The organism is Leifsonia sp. 466MF, assembly GCF_900100265.1.
GTDB lineage: Bacteria > Actinomycetota > Actinomycetes > Actinomycetales > Microbacteriaceae > Leifsonia.
This window is the reverse complement of sequence record NZ_LT629696.1, coordinates 1011031-1032040: the sequence shown is the minus strand read 5'-3', so window position 1 is coordinate 1032040 and position 21010 is coordinate 1011031. Positions and strand designations below refer to the sequence as shown.

Here is a 21010-nt window from a genome sequence, read left to right as displayed (position 1 = left end):
ATTTGGCGCAAATCGTGACGCGGGGGCGTACGCACGATACGTGCGCGGATGCGCGCGGGTACGCGGGAAAGCCGCGCGGACAGCGACATACACTGGAGAAGTGACAGCGTACGTCTCGGCCTTCGACCTGTTCTCGATCGGCATCGGCCCGTCGAGTTCGCACACCGTCGGACCCCTCCGAGCGGCCGCCGCGTTCGCCTCGCGGCTCGACGACGCAGGGATGCTCGACCGCGTCGACCAGGTCACCTGCGCTCTCTACGGCTCGCTCGGCTCCACCGGCATCGGCCACGGGACACCGGACGCCGTCATCGCCGGACTCCGCGGGCTGCAGCCCGAGACCTGCCGCCCGGAAGACGTCCGCGGCGCCTGGGCGGACCTCGCCCCCGGCGCGACGCTCCAGCTCGCCGGCCGCCGCAGCATCCCGCTGTCGAAGGACGACATCGCCTTCGAACCGCGCACGCGCCTACCCGGCCACCCCAACGCCCTGACCCTGCGAGCCTGGGGCCGCGACGAGAACGGAGAGCGGTCACCGCTCCCCCTGCTCGAAGAGACCTACTACTCCATCGGCGGCGGATTCATCCGCCGCGACGGCGAGGAGGCCGAGCTCGCGGCACGCAAGGCGCATCCGCTCCCGTACGACACCGCCGAGGAGCTGATCGCGATCTGCGACCGGGAGTCGATCCCGATCTGCGAGGTCGCCCGCCGCAACGAGGTCGCACTGCACGGGGAGGACGCGACGCGCGAACGCCTCGACCTCATCTGGGAGGCCATGGCCGAGTGCGTCGCCCGCGGGCTCTCCGGCGACGGGACGCTGCCCGGCGGCCTCGGCGTCTGGCGCCGCGCCGCGAAGATGCGACAGCACCTGGAGTCGGTCCAGGACGACCCGGGCCGCGCCACCGCTCTCGAGTGGCTTCATGCGTTCGCGCTCGCGGTGAACGAGGAGAACGCGTCCGGCGGCCGGGTGGTCACCGCGCCGACGAACGGCGCGGCCGGCATCGTCCCGGCCGTCGCCCACTACTACCTGCGGTTCGTGCCCGGCGCCTCCGCCGAGGGCATCCGGCAGTACCTGCTCACCGCGACGGCGATCGGCTCGCTGTTCAAGGCCAACGCCTCCATCTCGGGAGCCGAGGGAGGCTGCCAAGCGGAAGTCGGATCGGCGTGCGCCATGGCGGCCGGCGCTCTGTGCGCGGTGCTCGGCGGAACCCCACGCCAGGTGGAGAACGCGGCCGAGATCGCGATGGAGCACCACCTCGGCCTCACGTGCGACCCGGTCGGCGGCCTGGTCCAGATCCCGTGCATCGAGCGCAATGCGATCGCCTCCTCGACGGCCGTGTCGGCCGCCCGCCTCGCCCTGCACGGCGACGGTTCGCACCTCGTGTCGCTCGACACCGTGATCGAGACCATGCGACAGACCGGTCTCGACATGTCGACCAAGTATAAGGAGACCAGCGAGGGCGGCCTGGCGGTCAACGTCATCGAGTGCTGAGGATGCGGTGGCGCCGGATGCGGCGCGCCGAATCGCAGACTCAGAGCAGGTTCGAAGGCACGGGCCATACGCTGCGATCATGACCGTGATGGACATCCCCTTCCACACCATCGACGGCGAGCAGACCTCCCTCGCGGCATTCGCCGGGAAAGTCGTCCTCGTCGTCAACGTCGCCTCTCGCTGCGGGCTCGCTCCGCAGTACGAGAAGCTCGAGAAGCTGCAGGAGACCTACGGCGACCGCGGGTTCACCGTCGTCGGGTTCCCGAGCAACCAGTTCCTCCAGGAGCTGAGCTCCACCGACGCCATCAAGGAGTACTGCTCCACCACCTGGGGCGTCACGTTCCCGATGATGGAGAAGGTGCGGCTGAACGGGCGCAACGCCCACCCGCTGTACCAGGAGCTGACCAAGTCGCCCGATGCGGAGGGCAAGGCCGGGCGGGTGAAGTGGAACTTCGAGAAGTTCGTGATCACGCCCGACGGCGCCGTGCACCGCTTCCGCCCGCAGACCGAGCCGGACGACCCGGCCATCCTCGGGCTGATCGAGGAGTCACTGCCGGCCGCAGCCTGACCGGCGCACCGGCGGTCAGGCTCAGGCCCGACGGAACCAGCGGCCTCCGACGCGTTCGGTGAGCCGCCACGGACCGGTCTCCGCGACCGAGCGGAGGCCGGCGACGGTGTGCTCGGCCACCCGGAGGGCGGACTGCGCGGAGTCCTCGGTGAACCGGACGGTGATGCGCGCCTCGCCGGCCACGACATCCACGCTCGACGCCTCGACGACGGCGAGCTCGCGGGCGGCGTCTGCGGCCGTCGGTTCCACGGAGCGCGGGTCCACTCCCGGGCGAAGACGGCCGACGGCGACGATCACGCGGAAGGAGGGCACCCGCTGAGCCTACGCGCGTCGCGGAGACGGAATCGATCGAGCAGGCGTACCCTGACTCGGTCAGAAGCACGATCGGGGGATCGGAAGGGGTGCGCTGGTGCAGGATGCGCAGATGGATGAGCGGGCACGGGCCGACGAGCCGGTGACCGCCGAATTGCGGCTGGTGTCGGACGAGGACGTCCTCACCGCCGAGGAGCGGAACGAGCTGGGCGCACTGCTGCGCGAGCGGCGGCGCGGCGACCTCGCCGAGTCGCAGCGCATGGCGGAGTCGCTGGGCGTGCTGCTGGCGTCCCGGTCGGAGTCGACCGCCGACGACGAGCACGATCCGGAGGGCCCGACGCTGTCGTCGGAGTGGAGCCGGTTGCAGGCGTTGCGGTCGGATGCCGCACACGACATCGTCGCGGTGGATGCGGCGCTCGAGCGGCTGCGGATGGGCACCTACGGCGTGTGCGCACGCTGCGGGCAGCCGATCGGCGTGGACCGCCTGCGGGCGCGGCCGACCGCCGAGCTGTGCATCCGGTGCGCGGTCGCCGTCGAGAGCTGATCGGTCGGCGGCAAGCCGCCCGCGGCAGCGGCCTCAGGCAACTGCGCAGGGCACCCGCTCAGGGCAACGGCTTCGAGGCCAGATAGACGGCCTCCGTGCGGCTGGACGCTCCGGTCTTGCGCAGGATGCTCGACACGTGCACGCTCGCAGTCTTGGCGCTGATGTAGAGGCGTTCGCCGATCTGTTTGTTGCTGAGGCCCTGCTCGATGAGGGCGAGTACCTGTTCCTCGCGCTCGGTCAGCGGCTGGCCGTGCGCAGTCGCGACCGCGGCGGGACGACCGGCGGGGTGCTCGCCGAGAGCGTCGGCGACGTGGACGAGGAGTGGGATGCCGTAACCGGCCGCCGCCTGACGACCCTCGGCGACGAGCGCGTCGGCCCGCGAACGCTCCCCGGCGGCGAGGGCGACACGTGCGCCGCGCAGCAGAGCGTACGGCCGCAGGTGAGCGGGCGCCACCGCGTGATCCGCGGCGACGATCGCGCGTTCCCAGGCAGCGAGGGCGTCGGCGTACCGCCCGGCGCGGTCCGCGGTATCCGAGACCGCGGCGCGCGCGGTCGCGAGTTCGGCCTCGACCAGCGGTGCCCACGCCGTCGCCGTCGGCCAGGAACGCAGGCGGTCGAGGGTGGCCTCCAGGCGCGCGGCCTCTGCCAGGACATCCAGCGCACCGCCGTCGTCGCCGGCCGCACCGGCAGTCGAGCCAGGGATGCCGTCGCCGCGGACTGCGAGCTCGGCGAGCGCTCGCGACGCGGACGCCAGCACCGGCAGGTCGTACCCCGGTAGCGAGCGGAACGGCAGCGAGCCGATCCCCCGCGTCTCGGCCCACGCGCGGTCGTAGTCGCCCAGCGCGATCGCCACCTCGGCGGACACGCGCGCCAGCGACAGCCGGGTCTGCTGCTCCAGCTCGGCGAGTGCGCGGAGGGGTGTCCGCAACCGCCGGAGCAGCGCCTCCGCCCGCTGCGGCTCGCCGTGCCACACCCAGAGACGCGCTCGCTGCAGCTGGGCGGTCACGCCCGTGCGGTCGTCGAACCCGAGGGCGATGCGCAGCATCTCCTCCGCCCGCTCGTACTGTCCGAGCGCGATCAGCGGCTCGGCCGTGTTGGCCGCGAGCCAGACTCCGGAGGTGCGCTCGACTCCGCGCTCGCGCGCCTGCGCGACCCCGGACTCCGCCAACCGGACCGCCTCGGCGTACTGGCCGACCGAGTTCAGGGCGTCCGACGCGTTGACGGCATAGCGCAGCGTTGCCCCCGCGTCACCGACCGCGAGGCGTCCGGCGATCTCGAACTCGGCGAACCCCTCGTCGATGCGACCGCACTCGACGAGCGACGCCGCGAGGATGTTGTGGGCGACGGAACGCATCGAGGGCGCGGCCGCCTCGGCCTCCGCGATCGCGGCACGTGCCGTCTCGATCGCGATGTCGAAGAGCCCGGCGAGCATCCGCTGCGCCGCGAGCTCCGTCAGCAGATGCGGCCGCAGGGGGTCGCCCGGCGATACCGCCTCCGGCGGCACGAGGGCGAGCGCCTCCTCCAGGAGCTCGGCGCTGCCCGGGCGGTTGAGGTTCGCAAGGTACTGGCCCTTGTCGCGCAGCAGCCGTGCCCGCCGGGACGGCGCCAGGTCGTCGGCTTCGGCCAGCGCGGATTCCACCAGCGCCAGCGCCCGCTCGTTGTTGCCGGCGTTGCGGAGGGCGGATGCCGTGCGAGCGATCACCGACGCGCGGTCGCGCCCGCTCAGGGTCTCGGCGTCCGGGATGCGATCCCAGAGCTCGAGCACACGGTCGCCCATGGCCGCGGTGGTGGCGTACGCGTAGGAGCGCTTGGCCTCCTCCATCGCCTCCAGCGAGGCGAGGAAGGCGCGCCGCACATCGTGCGCCGCGAGCCAGTGCGACGAGAGCTGCACCGCGGACCGCTGCGGGCTCTGCTCGAGCGCCTCGGCGTACCGGGCGTGGAAGCGCGTGCGCTCCCCCGGTAGCAGGTCGGCGTGGATGGCCTCGCGGACCAGCGCGTGACGGAACGCGTACTCCGTGGAGTCGGCGGACAGCAGGTTGGCGACGACGGCCTCGCGGGCTCCCGCATCCAGCTCGTCGGGTGTGCCCTCGAAGACGGCCGCGAGCAGTTCGTGCGTGACGCAGACACCGCCCGCCGCCAGCACGCGCAGCAGGCGCTGCGCCGGGTCGCTCAGCCTCTCGAACCGGGCGAGCACCAGCTCGCGCAGGGTCTCGGGGAGGTCGTCGCCGGACTGCAGGCCGTCGATGCACACCAGCTCCTCGACGAAGAACGGCACGCCTTCGCTCAGCTCCGTGACCCGGGCGAGGGAGGGATCGTCGGGCACGCGCCCGAGGAGCTCCGCCACCAGCTCGGCGACCTGCTCCGGGCCCAGGCGGGAGAGCTCCCAGCGCGTCACGCGCCGGGTGCGCTCCAGCTCCGGCAGCCATGACCGCAGGACGTGGCCGCGCGGCACCTCGTCGCTGCGGTAGGTGAGGACGACCAGGAGACGCCCTCCCTCGGCCATCCGCACGATGAACCGGAGCAGCTCGAGCGTCGAGCGGTCGGCCCACTGCACGTCTTCGATCGCCAGGATGACGGGCCGATCGCCGGAGATCTTCTCCAGCAGCACCGTCACGAGCTCGTAGAGCCGCTCGGCGCCGGTGCGCGGAGGCACCGCCGACTCGTCGGCGAGTTCGGGCAGCAGAGCCGACAGCACCCCGGCCCCTGAGCCCGTCGCGTCGAGCACACGCTCCAGCCCGACCGTCTGGATGAGGCGGCGGAGCACCGCGGCGAACGGCGCGTACGGCGCGGCGTCGTCGCCCAGATCGACGCAACGGCCGAGCAGCACGGTGGCCGTCGACTCCTGGGCCGACAGGAACTCCTCCAGCAGCCGGGTCTTGCCGATGCCCGCCTCGCCGCCGATCACGACGGCCTGCGGCTCCCCCTCCTGAGCATCGCGGAGCGCGTCGCGCAGCGCCACCAGATCGGACTCCCGTCCGATCAATGTGGGGCTCGACGCCGGTGCTCGCATGACATCATCGTGCCACCGACCACCGACATCCGTGGCCACCGCGAAGGTGGGTCTGCGGACGGCAGACAGCCGCCCGGCGCCGCCCTCAGCGGGCGACGTCGGCCAGCTCCCTGCGCTCCTCGCTCAGGCCCTCCGCGGCGGGTGCCGGCACCGGCACGACCGCAGCCGAGCTGACGGCCGCCGACCGTGCACTCGTGCGCCCCCGGCGCTCCGACCGCAGCCACCGGCCCCGCTCGTCGGCGCGGCGCGCCTGCTCGCGCTGCCGCTCCTCGCGCGCCGTCTCGCCGGCCCGTACCCGGAAGTCCACGAACTCCTCGATCATCATGATCCGATCCCCTCTTCTTCGTGAGTCTCAGACTTCTCGCTAAGGCCCCCCGCAGACATCGGGAAGATGCCCTATTCCTCGCCCCGGCGACGCGAGACCGACGCATAAGGGGGCTTCACTCCGCCGACCGCGGGGAGCAGCATGGCGGACATGGCGACGATCAACGAACTCCAACCTCCGTACAAAGTCGGCTACTTCGTGGGCAGCCTGTCCACGAGCTCCGTCAACCGCACGCTCTCCCGCGCCCTGCTCCGGCTGGCTCCGTCCGACCTCGTGTTCACCGAGATCCCCATCGGCGAGCTGCCCCTCTACAACCGCGACTTCGACGGCGACTTCCCGCCGGTCGCCCGCGAGTTCAAGGCGCTCATCGCCCAGCAGGATGCGCTCCTCTTCATCACGCCGGAGTACAACCGGTCCATCCCGGGCGCGCTGAAGAACGCGATCGACTGGGCCAGCCGCCCCTACGGCGAGAACGTCATCGCGCGCAAGGCGACCGCCGTCATCGGGGCGTCGCCCGGACAGATCGGGACGGCCGTCGCACAGCAGCAGCTGCGCAGCGTCCTCAGCTTCCTCCAGGCGCCGCAGATGAACGCACCGGAGGCCTACATCTGGATGCGCCCCGGCCTCATCGAGGAGGACGGCACCGTCACCGATCCGGGGACGGAGGAGTTCCTCCGCGGCTTCATGAACGCGTTCTTCGAGTACATCGAGCGCGTGCTGACGGTGGTGCCGAGCGCATCGTGAGACTGCAGGACGAGGGCGGCGACCGCAGCGTCGAGCTACGGCCGGCCGCCTACGACTCGGCGAGCGACCGCGTGGTCGTCGACGCGGTCGTGGAGGACGGCGCCCGGCGCTGGACGCTGACCGACGCCTGCCTGACCGACGACGAGGCGAGGGACTTGGCGGCATGGCTCGCCGGCATCGCCGACGACACCACGGCCGCCGACGACGAGTGGACGTCGCTCACGTTCGCCTCCACCGTCATCTCGCTCAGCGGCCACCGCATCCCGGGCGGGACGGTCGAACTGCGGATGGCGGTGCTGCGCATGGCGGCGGCCGGCGGCGGCACCGCGGATGTCGTGGTCGGTCTGCGTGCGCCGCAGGCGGCGGTCAGCGCCGCCGCCCGCGACCTCCTCCTGGAGCTCGACGGCCTCCGCCGCTAGGGTCGGCGGACGCCGCGACCCGGGTCAGCGGCCGCCCTCGCGCTTCCGGTGACGCTGCTGGATCGCCTGCTCGCCGTACGGGTAGATGTCGGTGCGCGGCGTGCTCGCCTCGTCGAGGCGTGCCCGCTGCTCGTCGGTCAGCTCCAGGTCGGCCGCGCCGAGGTTGTCCTCCAGCTGCTCGACCGTCCGGGCGCCGAGGATGACGGATGTGACCGCCGGGCGATCGCTCAGCCAGGCCAGCGACACCTGCGAGGCGGATGCTCCGGTCTCGCTCGCGACCGCATCCACCGCGTCGATGATCTCCCACGTCCGCGGGTCGGCGTTGCGGGCCTCCCACGCCTCCATGCCGCGGGTCGGGTTCTCGCCGAGGCGCGTCGCGCCCGTCGGCGGCTCGTCACGACGGTACTTGCCGCTCAGCCAGCCGCCCGCGAGCGGCGACCACGGCAGGAGGCCGATGTTCGCATCCAGAGCAGCCGGCACCACCTCGTGCTCGATGCCCCGCACGATCAGGCTGTACTGCGGCTGCAGGGTGACCGGCGCGGCCCACCCGTTCGCGCGGGCGACCTGCGCCGCCTTCGTCAGCTGCCAGCCGAGGTAGTTCGAGAAGCCGTAGTACGAGATCTTGCCCGCGGTGACGGCGTCGTCGAGGAACCGCAGGGTCTCCTCGATCGGCGTCAGCGCATCCCACGCGTGCATCTGGTACAGGTCGATGTGGTCGACGCCGAGCCGCCGCAGGGAGGCGTCGAGCGCGGTGCGGAGGTGGGTGCGCGAGAGGCCGAGGTCGTTGGGGCCGCCGCCCATCGGGAACCGGCCCTTCGTCGCGATCACCACCCCGTCGCGGCGACCCGGGTTGCGGGCCAGCCACCGGCCGATGATCGACTCCGAGGCGCCTGTCGTGTACACGTCCGCCGTGTCGATGAAGTTGCCGCCCGCGTCGAGGTAGCGCTCCAGGATGGCGTGCGAGGTCTGCTCGTCCGCCTCCGCTCCGAAGGTCATCGTGCCGAGGGCGAACTCCGACACGATCGTTCCGCTGTTTCCGAGGTTGCGTAGATCCATAGCGCGAAACTAGCCCCGTCCCGGCGGTTTGCGTACTGTGTGCCATCGTGAGGTTTCGCGCCTCCGTGTCCTAGTGCGGCCTCACGCGGCCTCCGGGCGTCATCACCCTCCCCTCGGCGCACGTGGCGTCACGATCCGAGCGATGCGTCGTCTTCCTGGGTAACGGGGTCGCTCCCTGTACGGTCGCGAACCGCACCGCCCCTTCCGAACGTCGGGTGAGGGACACGAGGATCGCGCGTTCACAGACGAACGGAAATTGCAGATTCAGATGAACCGACTGACGAAGATGGTGACGGCAAGCGGCGTTGCGCTGGGCCTGATCCTGGGGACCGGAATCACCGCGGCTCATGCGGAGGAGGCACCCGACTCGGCTGAGGCGGTGTTCGAGGAGTTTCTCGACAGCCTCCGAGTCGACGCCAAGACCGATGCTGCGCTGACCGAGCGGTTCGATGACCTGCCGCCAGCCGAGCAGGAGCGGGTCGCGGACGCGATAGAGGAGAATCCGCTGTCTGTGATGGTATTCGACGCCGGTGCGCCGACGCTGACCTCGGGAACCGGAACCTCTGCACAACCGGCGCTGGCACGCAATTCCGCCCGCGGGCTCCACATCCTGGCGTCCGCGACCGCGCCTCGGTACACGGCAACCTACCCGGTGAACGCGAGCCTGTTCGGGATCACGACTGGCACGTTCACCATGCGCTACGTCTTCGAGGCGACGTCGACCAACGTCACCCGGAACCTGGAGTGCACGGGCTGGTTCACCGGGGCGGCCGGGGTCTGGAACATCGGGACCAGCCAAAGCAACTACGTCTCCGGCGGTCAGGGCGCATGCACGGTCAAGTACACCATGTCGCTTGCCTTCAAGGGATCCTTCTTCACCGCCAACAAGCAGCAGCAGCTCGTCTACAAGGGCACCAGGCTCACCAGCGCGAGCCTGAAGAACATCTAGCCATGACCACACCCCCTGTCACCCGAACCCACTCTCTCGTGACCGACCGGCGGCTGCTGGTCGCTTCCGTAGTGGTGGGTCTTCTGGCCCCGATCGTGTGGCCCGCTCTCGTCGTCGCAGTCGTCCTCCTGGTCTGGGCCGTGGTGCGATTGGCCCGCCAGCGGCCGCGTTCGGTGGCGATGCTCACCACCGCGATCGTCCTGCTCAGTCTGTCAATCGTCGTCGGGGTGGCACTGGGGGTGGCAACCGCGGCAACCTTCGATGACACGGGAGACGGGAAGGTGACCCTCGTCCCGGGGTGAGCGGCCCGCCACAGCCGTTCCGTGTTGCACGGATCCATAGCGCGAAACTAGCCCCGTCCCGGCGGTTTGCGTACTGTGTGCCATCGTGAAGCTGCTCCTGATCTCCGACACGCACGTCCCGAAACGCGCTCGCGCCCTGCCCGCCCAGGTGCTGGCGGCGGTGGATGTGGCCGATGTCGTCATCCATGCCGGGGACTGGGTGGATGCGGCGACGCTCGACCTGCTGGAGCAGCGCGCACGGCGGCTCGTCGGCGTCTGGGGCAACAACGACGGACCCGAGCTGCGGCGGCGACTGCCGGAGGTCGCGCACGTGGAGCTGGGCGGGCTGCGGTTCACGGTCGTGCACGAGACCGGCCCGGCGACCGGCCGCGAAATGCGGGCGGAACGCGACCACCCGGATGCGGACGTGCTGGTGTTCGGGCACTCGCACATCCCGTGGGACACGGTGTCGCCGCGCGGGCTCCGCCTCCTCAACCCCGGCTCGCCGACGGATCGGCGACGGCAGCCGGTCTGCACCTACCTGACGCTGGACGTCGCGGACGGGCGGATCGCCGACGTCACGCTGGTGCCGGTCGAACGCAGCTGACGTTCCACGGGGCGCAACTCGCCGTTATGCGCGCCCCATAACGGCGTGTTGCGACCCCGGGATGCCGCCCCGGGGAGGCGCCAGCGCGTCAGGCGCGCAGGAAGCCGTCGACGAGCATGCCCCGCACGGCGGGCAGGAGGTCAGCGAGCAGCGCGTCGTCGTCGACCTCCAGCAGCTGCGCCAGCGCCGCAACGATCGCCGCGACGGACAGCTCGCCGTCGCACGCGCCGACCAGCGCCGCGAGTCCGGTGTCGGCCGACACCGTCCGCCCGAACCCTCCACCCTGCCGGAGCAGGATCGCCGTCGGCGCGTCGGCGCCCGGCCACAGGTGCCGCTCCTCCGTCACGTCGCCGGCGACCACCGGTCGCAAGCGGCCGAGCTCATCGTCCGTCAGTGCGGCCTGCAGATCATGCGCTGCCAGCGCCTCGCCCAGGTGCACGCCGAGCCCTGCCTCGTTGGCGCCGAGCGAACCGTGCAGCCTCTCGAACCGGCGCAGCGTCGGCACGCCCGCCGACCGACGGAGCAGCAGGTACCCGAACCCGACCGAGCGCACCTCGCGGGCCTCGAAGTCGTCGAGCCACGCGCCGAGCAGCCGCTCGAACTCCGGGGTGCCCGGGCGGGTGCCGCCGTCGCGGATCCACGTCTCCGAGTAACGCACCGCGTCCTCGACGTCGCGCTCGATGACCCAGGCGTCGAGCGGGACGGGGGACGCGTCCACCCAGTCGCGCACACGCTGGAGACCGTCGCCGGGGCCGCGGTACTCCCAGTTGCCGAGCAGCTGCGCGACCCCGCCGGGCTGCAGGTGCTCGCCGCATCGGCTCACGAAGGAGGCCACCAGGCCGTCGCCGACCATGCCGCCGTCGCGGTACTCGTACGCGGGAACACCCTCCACCCGCGGCGTGATGACGAACGGCGGATTGGACACGATGTGGTCGAAACGCTCGCCGGCGACCGGCTCGAACATGCTCCCGAGCCGCAGCTCGACGCCGTCGATCTCGTTGAGCGCGAGGTTCAGGGCCGCCAGGCGGAGGGCGCGCGGCGAGATGTCGGTCGCGACGACCCGGCGGGCGTGGCGTGCGGCGTGCATCGCCTGGATGCCGCATCCCGTCCCGAGGTCGAGCGCGCTGTCGACGGGGGTCTGCAGCATCAGTCCGCTGAGGGTGAGGGATGCGCCGCCGACGCCGAGCACATGGTCCTCGGGCAGTGCGTGGCCGAGGGCGAGCTCGCCGAGGTCGGAGACGATCCACCACTCGGCAGGGCCCGCCGCATCCACGAAGCCGTACGGGCGGAGGTCGACCGCCGAAGCGACCGTATCGCCCTCGACGGTGACGAGTTCGAGGCCGAGCGCACCGTCGATCCCGAGCTCGGGGAGGGCTTCGGCGACCTCGTCGCGCGGGACCGGCCGGCCGAGCACGAACAGGCGGGCGAGCGTTGCCAGCGCCGAGGGGCCGCGGCGTCGCAGCGCCCGCTCCGCCGGGACGCGCTGCCCGCGGTGCAGGGCATCCGCCGCCTCCTCGCCCCAGAGGTCGGTCAGCGCGTCGACCGTGAGGCCGGCGCGGATGAGGTCGGACCGGAGGTCGGGGATGCGTTCGGCGGCCGGGACGGCGGGTGCGCTCATCCTTCCATTGAAGCAGGGGCAGAATGGGGCTGTGATCCGCAAGAGAGCGATCGTGTCCGGGGGCGTGCAGGGCGTCGGGTTCCGCTGGGGTGCGCGGGAGGCCGCGCAGCGCCTCGGCGTGACCGGATGGGCGCGCAACCGCCTCGACGGAACGGTCGAGGCCGAGATCGAGGGCACGCCGGAGCAGGTCGACGGGATGCTCGACTGGCTGCGCACCGGGCCGCCGGGCGCATCCGTCTCGAACGTCGCCGTCTCCGACCTCCCGCTCGCCCACGACGACGCCTTCCGCATCCACGAAACCCACTGACCCCTCCCCAACCGAACAGCTCCTGAGTTTTTCGCACGAATCACCGCGCGAAAGCGGAAAAACTCAGGAGCTCTTGGCTCGTTACGGGAGGGACGGACGCGGGGAAGGAGGCGCGGGGCAGAATGGGGGCATGACGCGCGCGACACTCCTCACCATCACCACGCCGACCGGGACCCCGGAGGCCGGCGATCCCGGGTTCGTGGTGTCCGACTTCGACGCGCCGCAGGTGCGCGTCACCGATCTGTCGGTCACCCGCGGCGACGGCGTCTTCGAGACGATCGCCGTCATCGACGGCCACCCGCAGGCGCTCGAACCGCACCTCGCGCGACTGGCGCACTCCGCCGCGCTGCTCGACCTCCCGGCCCCGGCGCTCGACGTCTGGCGGGAGGCCGTGCGCGCTGGCGTCGCCGACTACCTGACCCGCAACGGCGACCGGGATGCGGAGCTCTACGCCAAGCTCATCTACAGCCGCGGGATCGAGGGCTCTGGCGTCCCGAGCGGCTGGCTGTTCGTGGATCTGGGCGAGGACTTCTCGCGGGCCCGCCTCGGCATCCGGGTGGTCACCCTCGATCGCGGGTACCGCCACGACGTCGCCGAGACGTCGCCCTGGCTGCTCGCCGGCGCGAAGACGCTGTCGTACGCGATCAACCGCGCCGCGCAGCGCGAGGCGGTCCGCCGCGGGGCCGATGACGTGCTCTTCGTCAGCAGCGACGGCTACGCACTCGAGGGCCCCACCTCGAACGTCGTGACCCTCACCGACGGCGTCGTCCGCACGCCGAACACCGACCAGGGCATCCTCGCCGGGACCACGCAGGCGGCCGTCTTCGACTTCTTCGAGAGCCGCGGTCTGCGGACGGAGTTCGCTCCCCTGACCCTTGACGACGTGACCGCCGCCGACGCCCTCTGGCTGGTGTCGAGCGTCCGCCAGGCGGCGCCCGTCACGCACCTGGACGAGCGCGAGTACCCGGTGGATGCGGCCCTCACCGCTGAGCTGAACGCCTACCTCCTCGCTCGCACCGAGTGACATCGCGCGACACGTAGACCCTTCGTTGCACCCCGATTGGCGTGGTGTCGCCGGCACCGCCTAGGCTGTTCCCACTGCGCGGGCGATGGGGCCGGCGCGGCGGGCGAACGACCCGTCCACGACCCGGGGAAGGAGGGTGCGAGATGACCGAACCGGTGCCGCGCAGCATCGAGCTGCTCCGCCAGCAGGCGCGCGACGAGCTGTCCGCGATCATCGAGCACCGCTGCCGTGCCGGGGAAGATCCGTGGCAGTTCATCCCCGATCTGCCGAGTGTCGACGAGCAGGTCGTCATCGGCCTCCGCGCCACCGCGATCGAGGCGTTCGACCTCGCCGACGAGCAGTCCCGCGCACACCATCCCTCGGCCGGCCGCGATGTGTTCGCCCGCTTCGAGTACGGGGTGCTGCGCCGGATCGCCCTGGAGCATCCCGAACTCAGCGAAGCGGTCTGGGGGATGCTCGACAAGGTCGAGCGCGCCTGACTACTCTTCCCGCATGGGAATCGTCACCGCCGACATCGCCATCTCGCTCGACGGCTTCGCGGCCGGCCCCGACCAGTCGCTGGAGCAGCCGCTGGGCGGTGGAGCGGCCAACCGCCTGCACGCGTGGATGTTCGAGTACGCCGACGCGCACGCGGAGGAGATCGACGCCATCACCGCGGCGGGCGCCTACGTGATGGGACGCAAGATGTTCGGCCCGGTGCGGAACGAGTGGCCCACCCCGGACGAGCCGCTCGGCGACTGGATCGGGTGGTGGGGCGAGGAGCCGCCGTATCACGCGCCGGTGTTCGTGCTCACGCACTACGCCCGCGACCCGCTGGAGCTGACCGGGACCACGTTCCGGTTCGTCACCGACGGCATCCACTCGGCGGTCGAGCAGGCGCGAGAGATCGCCGGGGATGCGGACGTCGCCATCGCCGGCGGCGCCGAGACCCTCAATCAGGCGCTGTGGGCGGGGATCGTCGACGAGCTGCGGCTGCACATCGCTCCCGTCACCCTCGGCGCGGGTGAGCGTGTCTTCGACCGTGTGCCCTCGCTCGAATTGGAGTTGCTGCGCGAGCGCGTGACCCCCGAGGTCGCGCACCTCACGTATCGCGTGCGTCGCTGAGAGGGCGGTCACCGGGCGCGCATACCCGCCCGGGATGCCGCTCGCACCCCATCAGGTTTAAACGCCCGATCCGGTCATGTTCGCGCGTCCGTCTCCGTCGGTTAAGGCGAGGGATGGAGTCGACATGGACCGGAGAACACTGCTCCGCACCGGATTCGGTGCGGCGATCGGCGCGGGGCTGGGCCTCTCGCCCACGACGATGGCGCACTCGGCACCGGAGGCGGCGCCCTTCGGCGGTGACGGCCCCGATCTCGAGGAGCTCCGTCGTGCCCTCTCCCGGCCCGACTACCTGCTGATCCCCGGCCAGCCGCGGTACGAGCAGCTCGCGCCTCCGTTCAACCGCCAATTCGCCTCCGTCCGCCCGTTGGCGATCGTCACGCCGCGCAGTCCTGCCGACATCGCGGCGTGCGTCCGCTGGGCCGTGCGCAACGGCGTGCCGATCACGCCGCGCAGCGGGCTCGGCCACAACTACGCCGGGTTCTCGACCACCGGCGGTCTGCTGCTGGTGCTCTCGCTGATGACGGATGTGGTCTGGCAGGATGACGCCCACGCGTCCGCGCCGGTCGTCTGCTACTCGACGGGCACGTTGACGAAGAAAGCGGGGACCCTGCTGGTGGAGGCCGGTGTCACCAACGGCATGCTGCATCCCCTGCTGGAACGGGGCAACATCGTCCTTCCGACCGGTCGATGCAGCAGTGTCGGGGTCGCCGGGCTCGTGCTCGGCGGAGGCATCGGATTCAGCGACAAGATGGCGGGGCTCACCTGCGACCGGTTGGTGGAGACCCGGCTGATCGGGGCCGACGGCGAGTGGATCACGTGCAGCGAGAAGGAGAACGCCGACCTCTTCTGGGCGGTGCGCGGTGGAGCGGGCGACAACTTCGGCATCCACTTCGATTTCACCCTCGACTACGACAAATACCACGGGACGGTCGCCTTCTACCGCTTCAGCTGGAGCATCGACACGGCGGTGGATGCGGCCGTCGCGCTCCAGCGCGCGTGCGCCGACGCCTTCCGCGACCCACGGCTGCACATGCGCATCGGCCTGGGGACGTCCGGCACGTCAGCCCCACAGGTCCGCGCCAACGCTTCGGTGACGGCCATCGGGCAGTTCTATGGCAGCGCCCGTGAGCTGCGCGACCTGCTCGCCCCCGCGCTGCGACTCGGCACGCCGTCGGAGCAGGCGGCCAACGCGGCGAGCATCCGCGACGTCACCCTGGCCGAGGCGAGCGAACTGCTCAACGAGGATGTCGCGCCCGCTCCGTTCACGGGAGCATCGGCCGTGCTGACCGAGCCTCTTCCCGGCGAACGGATAGCCGCCGTCCGCGACCACCTGCTGACCTGGCCGGGCAGTTCCAACCCGGACGGCGTCGACATCGCCCTCTTCGCGCTGGGCGGCGCCGTGAACGACGTCGCCGCGGAAGCGACGGCATACGTCCACCGCGATGCCCTGTTCATCGCGCAGTTCAACGTCAACTGGTCGGAGGGCGATCCGGCGTCGAGCCTGCGGGTGCACCGGGAGTGGCTGGACGGCCTGACCGCCCTCGTTCCGTCGACGCGCGCCTACCAGAACTTCCCGGATCCGTATCTGCGAGATCCGCAGCAGGCCTATTACGGGCGCAACTACGCGCGGCTGCGAGCGGTCAAGTCCGCCTACGACCCGCGCGGCGTCTTCGGGTACGCCCAGGGCATCGCACCGCAATGACCCCGTCCGGTCGGAGGTTCCCGGTTGTGCGCCGGCTGCTACAACGCCGCCGCGTCCGTCACGGGCAGCCGGCAGACGAAGTCGCGGCAGAGATACGCGGTCGGTAGGCCGTCGCGAGTGACGCGCCCCTCGAACAGCTCGAACCCGTCCGCGGCCAGGTCGGCCGCATCCTGTTCGGTCACCAGAGCGATCAGCGGTGCCGGATGCCGCCGCGCGGCCTGCACGAGCCCTCCGGTATCCGCGCCCGGCTCCGCCGGCCGCACCACGACGAGCTGCTCCGGCTCCTCCCCCAGGCGGGACATCAGCGTGAGCGACGCCCCGAAGCCGCTCGGCACCTGGGGCGCCTGCGCGGCGACCATCCGCATCGCCTCCCGTGCAGCCCGCTCGTACTTCCGCTCCCCCGACAGCAGGTAGAGCGTGTGCGCCGCCGCGGCGGTCGCGCTCAGACCCGAGGGATACGCGCCCTCGCTCGGGTCGACGCGCACGGCCAACCCGGTCGCGGCCAGCACCGGGTCGCCTCCGCCCGGGGTCTCGAACGGGCACGTCCCCTCGCGTGCCGCATCCAGGCACAGGTCCACCAGGTCGCGCGCCGCCGCCGCGTAGCGCGCTCCGCCGCCGGCGAGCGCCAGCTCCAGGAGGCCGCCGGCGAGCCCACCGTAGTCCTCGAGTGTCGCCTCCGCGTCGCTGGCCCGGCCGCCGAGGGAGGCGCGGAGCAGCAGCCCGTCCGGCCGCCGGTGGCGGGTCAGCAGCATGTCGGCTGCCTCCCCCGCCGCGGCGATCCAGGCCGGTCGGTCGAGGATGCGACCGGCTCGCGCGAGGGCGCCGATCGCGAAGCCGTTCCACCCGGTCAACACCTTACCGTCAACGGCCGGCGGTTCCAGCCTGGCGCGCTCCTCCGGCGGGACCGTGTAGTAGGTGCCCTCGACCCGCGCGCCGTCGATGACGCTCTCGGAGTCCTGCGCAGAGGCGAAGCCTCCGGCCGGTCGCCGCAGCACCGCCAGCAGGAACGCGGCGACCCCGTCGGCCGTTCGCTCCGCCCAGGCGGCGCCGCCCTGCTGCCACGCGGTGGCGTACGCGTCGAGCAGCAGCGCGTTGTCGTAGAGCATCCGTTCGTAGTGCGGGTCGCTCCAGTCGCGGCGGGTGGCGTACCGGAAGAAGCCGCCGTCGACCGGGTCGCGGAGTGGCGAGGCGGCCATGCGCTCCAGGGTCCGGTGCCCCAGCTCGCGGCCGGACGGCCGGGCGAGCAGAAAGCCAAGGACCGGCGCGACGGGGAACTTCGGCGCCGTCCCGAAGCCGCCGTACTGCGGGTCCTCCGCCTGCGCGAGCCGCTCGACAGCCGCGTCGAGGACTCGGTCGTCGGGCAGGTCGGCGACCGCCGTCGCGGCTGCGGCCGCAGCGGTCATCGCCTCGCCGACCCGCGCGGCGTCCGACTCCACGGCGTCCCGGCGGTTCATCCACGCGTCGGCGACGGCGTCGAGCACCTGACGGAACGACGCGCGGCCGCCGATCGGCTCGGGCGGGAAGTAGGTCCCCGCGAAGAACGCGCGGCCTTCTGGTGTGGCGAACACCGTCAGCGGCCAGCCCAGGTTGTCCGTGAAGGCGCTCGCGGCGGAGAGGTAGGCCGCATCCACCTCGGGATGCTCCTCCCGGTCGACCTTGATCGCCACGTACCGCGCGTTCAGCTCGCCGGCGGCGATCGGATCGCTGAAGCTCTCGCGTGCCATGACGTGGCACCAGTGGCAGGTCGCGTACCCGATGGAGATCAGCACCGGCACATCCCGCCGCCGCGCCTCCGCGAACGCCTCGGCGCCCCACGGGAACCAGTCGACCGGGTTGGACGCGTGAGCGCGCAGGTAGGGGCTGACCGCGTCCGCGAGCCGATTCACCATGGGCTCACCCTACGACCCGGGCGCGGGAACGTAAGCCCTCGACGCCGCAAGGCAGCAGTCGTACGGATGCGATCAGGCCGGCCGATCCATCCCGTGCAGCCGCACGGACGAGTTGAGGTAGAACGCGGCGAGCACCGCGTAGGTCAGGCAGGAGACGGCCGGGATGAATGCCCCCTCCGGGCGGCTGGCCAGCGCGCCGACGCCGGAGATGAACGCCAGGATCACCAGCGCTGCGCCGATCCAGAACCCGGCCGCGGGACGGGCGGTCGCGCGCCACCAGGGCCGCGGATCGGTGCGGTTCTCGCCGGCGCCGCGGAAGCAGCGCACCCCGACGATGACGTACGCCACGTTCAGGGCGGCGACGATCAGCACGTCGAGGGTGGCGTTGACGAGGTTCGCGATGATGAACCCGTTCACCAGCAGGATGAACGCGAAGACGCCGACGACGTAGGCGATCTTCCCCGTGACCGACGTGATCCTCACCCGTCGAGCCTAGCCGGGAGCGGCGACACGGATGGGCCGCACGCTCCCGGCCGGTGAATCAGTTGACCTCGTCCGGGTGCGCGCTGACGCGTCCCTCGCGCTCGAGCGAGCTGATCGCGGCGACCTCGTCGGAGCTCAGCTCGAAGTCGAACACGTCGAAGTTCTCGGCCATGCGCTCGCGGCGGTTGGACTTCGGGAAGACGATGTTCCCGGTCTGCAGGTGCCAGCGGATGACGACCTGCGCCGGCGTCTTGCCGTGCGCCTCGGCGGCCTGCGACACCTCGGGCGTCTCGAACAGCGGGTACTTGCCCTGGCCGAGCGGACCCCACGCCTCGATCGCGATGCCGTGCTCGCGGGAGAACGCGGTCACCTCCGGCTGCTGGTGCGCCGGGTGCAGCTCGATCTGGTTGACGGCCGGGACCACGTCCGTGTTGGCGAGCAGCTTCTCCAGGTGCGGCACCAGGAAGTTGGATACGCCGATCGCCTTCGCGCGGCCCGACGCGTAGATCTTCTCGAGCGACTTCCATGCCTGCACGAAGGTGTCCTTCTGCGGCGTCGGCCAGTGGATGAGGTACAGGTCGACGTAGTCGAGGCCGAGCTTGCCGAGCGACTCGTCGAAGGCCGCCTCCGCGTCGGTCTGGCGGTCGTTCCACAGCTTGGTGGTGATGAAGAGCTCGTCGCGCGGGATGCCGGAGGACGCGATCGCCTGGCCGACGCCCTCCTCGTTGCCGTAGATGGCGGCGGTGTCGATGTGGCGGTAGCCGACCTCGAGAGCGTCGGTCACGATCCGGGTGGTCTCATCCGGATCGACCTTGAAGACGCCGAAGCCGAGCTGCGGGATGGTCGTCCCATTGTTCAGGGTCAGGAGCGGAGTATTTGCGTTTGCAACCATATCCGCCACGGTACCAGGATGCCGACAGCTGTCATCCCACCGGCCGCGACTCCTCCTCCGCCTCGCCGACGACGATCCCCTCCGCCTCGAACCGGGCCACCAGCTCGCGCTTCAGCACCTTGCCGCTCGGCCCGAGCGGCAGCGCCTCGAGGATCTCCACGCGCCGCGGATACTTGTACGCCGCCACCCGCTCGCGCGCGAACACGAGCAGCTCGTCGACCTCCACCTCGCCACCGGGCATCAGCGTCACCGCCGCCATGATCTCCTGCCCGTGCGTCTCGTGCGTCACCCCGAAAACGGCCACCATAGCGACAGCCGGATGCGCGGACAGCACCTCCTCGACCTCGCGCGGGTACACGTTGTAGCCGTTGCGGACGATCATGTCCTTCTTGCGATCGACGATCGTGATGTAGTCGTCGTCGCTCTTCGTGCCGAGGTCGCCGGTGCGGAACCAGCCGTCGACGACCGCCTCCGCATTCGCCTCTGGGAGGTTGAGGTAGCCCTTCATCAGGTTGTGTCCGCGCACGACGATCTCGCCGAGCTCGCCGCGCGGGAGCAGCTGGATGCGGTCATCCACCTCCGCGTCGGCGATCTCCACATCCACACCCCAGATGGGCGTTCCGACCGTGCCCACCCGGGTCGGCCGGCCGCGGTGGTTGAAGGAGGCGACCGGCGACGTCTCGGTGAGGCCGTAGCCTTCGTGCACGTCGATGCCGTACACCTCTTTCATGCGCTCGATGACGGCGACGGGGATGGCCGCACCGCCGCTCATCCCGTACCGGAGCGGCGGACGGTCGGGGTTGGTCTTCGCGGCCTCCAGCAGTGCGATGTACATCGTCGGGACGCCGGTCATGACGGTGCAGGCGTGCTGGTTCATCAGCTGCAGGGCGGTGGCGCCGTCGAACTTCGGCACGAGCACGACGGCCGCTCCGGCCCGGAATCCCATGTTCATCACGCAGGTCTGCCCGAACGTGTGGAACAGCGGCAGGCAGCCGAGGATGCGATCCTCCGGCTCCAGGTCGAGCGTGCCGGAGAGCAGGACGTTCACCTGCTCGACCAGCGAGAAGTGACATCCCTCCGCGCCCTTCGGCTTACCGGTCGTCCCGCTCGTGTAGAGGATCGTCGCGGTGTCGAACGGGTCGCGCGGCACGTATGTGTCGACGGGCTCGGCGTCGGCGGCGAGCTCCTCCAGGCGCGGGAACGGCGCCTGTTCGTACATCTCGTCCGGCACCAGCACCGACACCGTCGGGACGCCGGCGAGCGCGGCCCCACGCGCGCCCTCCGCCAGCAGCGGCGCGGCGCAGATCAGCAGCGACGCCCCGGAATCGCGCAGCACGTACGCGATCTCGTCGGCCTTGAGCAGCGCGTGCACGGGCACGACCACCGCACCGAGGGCGAGGACGGCGTAGTACGACCGCGGGAAGTCGGGCACGTTCGGCAGCATCAGCGCCACCTTGTCGCCCGGCCCGACGCCGAGCCCCTTCAGCGCTCCGGCGTAGGCGCGGGTCTGAACCCACAGCTCGCTGTAGCGGATCTCCTGCCCCGCGAAGATCAGAGCGACGTTGTCGGGCATCCGATGCGCCGTCTCCGCCAGGATGCTCGCGACAGACATGGTCGCATAGCCGTGACTCATGGGTTCTCCTCGTCTCCATTGACGCCGGACCCGTTCCGGGTGTGATGCGAACCTACG

General features: G+C 71.3%; 22 protein-coding genes. 13 read left to right on the top strand and 9 right to left on the bottom strand.

Translation table 11 applies throughout. From position 1 onward, the window contains the following. The first annotated feature begins 100 nt into the window (after positions 1 to 100). On the top strand, positions 101 to 1486 hold the full coding sequence (locus BLR91_RS04970; RefSeq protein WP_089876673.1) for an L-serine ammonia-lyase: 1386 nt from the start codon (positions 101 to 103) through the stop codon (positions 1484 to 1486). Between the two features lie 79 nt (positions 1487 to 1565). Next, positions 1566 to 2054, top strand: a complete 489-nt coding sequence (locus tag BLR91_RS04965; RefSeq protein ID WP_020077153.1) for a glutathione peroxidase — start codon at positions 1566 to 1568, stop codon at positions 2052 to 2054. Between the two features lie 21 nt (positions 2055 to 2075). On the opposite strand, the gene BLR91_RS04960 is transcribed toward BLR91_RS04965, so the two are convergent. Then, on the bottom strand, positions 2076 to 2366 hold the full coding sequence (locus BLR91_RS04960; RefSeq protein ID WP_089876676.1) for a hypothetical protein: 291 nt from the start codon (positions 2364 to 2366) through the stop codon (positions 2076 to 2078). Positions 2367 to 2478: 112 nt separating this feature from the next. Here BLR91_RS04960 and BLR91_RS04955 point away from each other — a divergent pair, with 112 nt between their 5' ends. After that, positions 2479 to 2910, top strand: coding sequence for a TraR/DksA family transcriptional regulator (locus tag BLR91_RS04955; protein ID WP_018191652.1), 432 nt, complete (start codon positions 2479 to 2481; stop codon positions 2908 to 2910). A gap of 58 nt (positions 2911 to 2968) precedes the next feature. Here BLR91_RS04955 and BLR91_RS04950 read toward each other — a convergent pair whose 3' ends face one another. Further along, entirely contained in the window at positions 2969 to 5920 is a 2952-nt protein-coding gene (locus tag BLR91_RS04950; protein ID WP_089876678.1) for a helix-turn-helix transcriptional regulator, read from the bottom strand. Positions 5921 to 6005: 85 nt separating this feature from the next. Continuing rightward, complete coding sequence (locus BLR91_RS04945; protein WP_089876680.1) at positions 6006 to 6245, bottom strand: hypothetical protein; 240 nt, start codon at positions 6243 to 6245, stop codon at positions 6006 to 6008. A gap of 141 nt (positions 6246 to 6386) precedes the next feature. On the opposite strand from BLR91_RS04945, the gene BLR91_RS04940 reads away from it, so the two are divergent. Both BLR91_RS04940 and BLR91_RS04935 read left to right on the top strand, forming a co-directional pair. After that, entirely contained in the window at positions 6387 to 6989 is a 603-nt protein-coding gene (locus tag BLR91_RS04940) for an NADPH-dependent FMN reductase (protein WP_089876683.1), read from the top strand. Further along, positions 6986 to 7408: a WapI family immunity protein gene (locus tag BLR91_RS04935; protein ID WP_089876685.1), complete on the top strand. Its 423-nt coding sequence runs from the start codon at positions 6986 to 6988 to the stop codon at positions 7406 to 7408. The genes BLR91_RS04940 and BLR91_RS04935 overlap by 4 nt, the downstream gene beginning before the upstream one ends. A 24-nt stretch (positions 7409 to 7432) precedes the next feature. Here BLR91_RS04935 and BLR91_RS04930 read toward each other — a convergent pair whose 3' ends face one another. Then, positions 7433 to 8464: an aldo/keto reductase gene (locus BLR91_RS04930; protein ID WP_089876686.1), complete on the bottom strand. Its 1032-nt coding sequence runs from the start codon at positions 8462 to 8464 to the stop codon at positions 7433 to 7435. 268 nt (positions 8465 to 8732) lie between these two features. On the opposite strand from BLR91_RS04930, the gene BLR91_RS04925 reads away from it, so the two are divergent. The 3 genes from BLR91_RS04925 (at position 8733) to BLR91_RS04915 (ending at position 10301) form a co-directional block, all read left to right on the top strand. Next, positions 8733 to 9413 (top strand): hypothetical protein, encoded by a 681-nt coding sequence (locus BLR91_RS04925; RefSeq protein WP_089876688.1) that lies wholly within the window; start codon positions 8733 to 8735, stop codon positions 9411 to 9413. Positions 9414 to 9415: 2 nt separating this feature from the next. Further along, entirely contained in the window at positions 9416 to 9715 is a 300-nt protein-coding gene (locus BLR91_RS04920; protein WP_089876690.1) for a hypothetical protein, read from the top strand. An 85-nt stretch (positions 9716 to 9800) separates the two neighbouring features. Continuing rightward, positions 9801 to 10301 (top strand): metallophosphoesterase family protein, encoded by a 501-nt coding sequence (locus BLR91_RS04915; protein ID WP_089876692.1) that lies wholly within the window; start codon positions 9801 to 9803, stop codon positions 10299 to 10301. An 88-nt stretch (positions 10302 to 10389) separates the two neighbouring features. On the opposite strand, the gene BLR91_RS04910 is transcribed toward BLR91_RS04915, so the two are convergent. Next, a complete protein-coding gene (locus tag BLR91_RS04910; protein ID WP_089876693.1) occupies positions 10390 to 11919 on the bottom strand; it encodes a DUF7059 domain-containing protein in 1530 nt (509 codons plus the stop codon). Positions 11920 to 11950: 31 nt separating this feature from the next. Between BLR91_RS04910 and BLR91_RS04905 the strand changes: the two genes are divergently transcribed. The 5 genes from BLR91_RS04905 (at position 11951) to BLR91_RS04885 (ending at position 16056) form a co-directional block, all read left to right on the top strand. Further along, complete coding sequence (locus BLR91_RS04905; protein ID WP_089881543.1) at positions 11951 to 12226, top strand: acylphosphatase; 276 nt, start codon at positions 11951 to 11953, stop codon at positions 12224 to 12226. 130 nt (positions 12227 to 12356) lie between these two features. Further along, complete coding sequence (locus tag BLR91_RS04900; RefSeq protein ID WP_018191663.1) at positions 12357 to 13250, top strand: aminodeoxychorismate lyase; 894 nt, start codon at positions 12357 to 12359, stop codon at positions 13248 to 13250. Positions 13251 to 13393: 143 nt separating this feature from the next. Beyond that, entirely contained in the window at positions 13394 to 13729 is a 336-nt protein-coding gene (locus tag BLR91_RS04895) for a hypothetical protein (RefSeq protein WP_018191664.1), read from the top strand. Between the two features lie 13 nt (positions 13730 to 13742). After that, positions 13743 to 14354, top strand: a complete 612-nt coding sequence (locus BLR91_RS04890; RefSeq protein WP_018191665.1) for a dihydrofolate reductase family protein — start codon at positions 13743 to 13745, stop codon at positions 14352 to 14354. 124 nt (positions 14355 to 14478) lie between these two features. Next, a complete protein-coding gene (locus tag BLR91_RS04885; protein WP_089876695.1) occupies positions 14479 to 16056 on the top strand; it encodes an FAD-binding oxidoreductase in 1578 nt (525 codons plus the stop codon). A 38-nt stretch (positions 16057 to 16094) separates the two neighbouring features. Here BLR91_RS04885 and BLR91_RS04880 read toward each other — a convergent pair whose 3' ends face one another. The 4 genes from BLR91_RS04880 to BLR91_RS04865 form a co-directional block, all read right to left on the bottom strand. Beyond that, positions 16095 to 17945, bottom strand: coding sequence for a thioredoxin domain-containing protein (locus BLR91_RS04880; RefSeq protein WP_089876697.1), 1851 nt, complete (start codon positions 17943 to 17945; stop codon positions 16095 to 16097). A gap of 72 nt (positions 17946 to 18017) precedes the next feature. Beyond that, positions 18018 to 18428 (bottom strand): hypothetical protein, encoded by a 411-nt coding sequence (locus BLR91_RS04875; protein WP_089876699.1) that lies wholly within the window; start codon positions 18426 to 18428, stop codon positions 18018 to 18020. Positions 18429 to 18486: 58 nt separating this feature from the next. Beyond that, the gene (locus tag BLR91_RS04870; protein ID WP_089876701.1) at positions 18487 to 19320 is read right to left on the bottom strand and encodes an aldo/keto reductase; all 834 of its coding nucleotides are present in this window, start codon (positions 19318 to 19320) and stop codon (positions 18487 to 18489) included. 31 nt (positions 19321 to 19351) lie between these two features. Next, positions 19352 to 20953 carry a long-chain-fatty-acid--CoA ligase gene (locus tag BLR91_RS04865; RefSeq protein WP_089876704.1) on the bottom strand — a complete coding sequence of 534 codons (1602 nt, stop codon included), beginning with the start codon at positions 20951 to 20953 and terminating at the stop codon, positions 19352 to 19354. Positions 20954 to 21010 lie beyond the last annotated feature (57 nt).

What these genes read in the sequence shown, in the direction of transcription:
- BLR91_RS04950 (WP_089876678.1), bottom strand. Translation starts at nt 5,920, where the DNA reads ATGCGAGCACCGGCGTCGAGCCCCACATTGATCGGACGGGAGTCCGAT.
- BLR91_RS04900 (WP_018191663.1), top strand. Translation starts at nt 12,357, where the DNA reads ATGACGCGCGCGACACTCCTCACCATCACCACGCCGACCGGGACCCCG.
- BLR91_RS04865 (WP_089876704.1), bottom strand. Translation starts at nt 20,953, where the DNA reads ATGAGTCACGGCTATGCGACCATGTCTGTCGCGAGCATCCTGGCGGAG.
- BLR91_RS04920 (WP_089876690.1), top strand. Translation starts at nt 9,416, where the DNA reads ATGACCACACCCCCTGTCACCCGAACCCACTCTCTCGTGACCGACCGG.
- BLR91_RS04895 (WP_018191664.1), top strand. Translation starts at nt 13,394, where the DNA reads ATGACCGAACCGGTGCCGCGCAGCATCGAGCTGCTCCGCCAGCAGGCG.
- BLR91_RS04965 (WP_020077153.1), top strand. Translation starts at nt 1,566, where the DNA reads ATGACCGTGATGGACATCCCCTTCCACACCATCGACGGCGAGCAGACC.
- BLR91_RS04880 (WP_089876697.1), bottom strand. Translation starts at nt 17,945, where the DNA reads ATGGTGAATCGGCTCGCGGACGCGGTCAGCCCCTACCTGCGCGCTCAC.
- BLR91_RS04930 (WP_089876686.1), bottom strand. Translation starts at nt 8,464, where the DNA reads ATGGATCTACGCAACCTCGGAAACAGCGGAACGATCGTGTCGGAGTTC.
- BLR91_RS04945 (WP_089876680.1), bottom strand. Translation starts at nt 6,245, where the DNA reads ATGATGATCGAGGAGTTCGTGGACTTCCGGGTACGGGCCGGCGAGACG.
- BLR91_RS04910 (WP_089876693.1), bottom strand. Translation starts at nt 11,919, where the DNA reads ATGAGCGCACCCGCCGTCCCGGCCGCCGAACGCATCCCCGACCTCCGG.
- BLR91_RS04955 (WP_018191652.1), top strand. Translation starts at nt 2,479, where the DNA reads ATGGATGAGCGGGCACGGGCCGACGAGCCGGTGACCGCCGAATTGCGG.
- BLR91_RS04870 (WP_089876701.1), bottom strand. Translation starts at nt 19,320, where the DNA reads ATGGTTGCAAACGCAAATACTCCGCTCCTGACCCTGAACAATGGGACG.
- BLR91_RS04890 (WP_018191665.1), top strand. Translation starts at nt 13,743, where the DNA reads ATGGGAATCGTCACCGCCGACATCGCCATCTCGCTCGACGGCTTCGCG.
- BLR91_RS04925 (WP_089876688.1), top strand. Translation starts at nt 8,733, where the DNA reads ATGAACCGACTGACGAAGATGGTGACGGCAAGCGGCGTTGCGCTGGGC.
- BLR91_RS04885 (WP_089876695.1), top strand. Translation starts at nt 14,479, where the DNA reads ATGGACCGGAGAACACTGCTCCGCACCGGATTCGGTGCGGCGATCGGC.
- BLR91_RS04940 (WP_089876683.1), top strand. Translation starts at nt 6,387, where the DNA reads ATGGCGGACATGGCGACGATCAACGAACTCCAACCTCCGTACAAAGTC.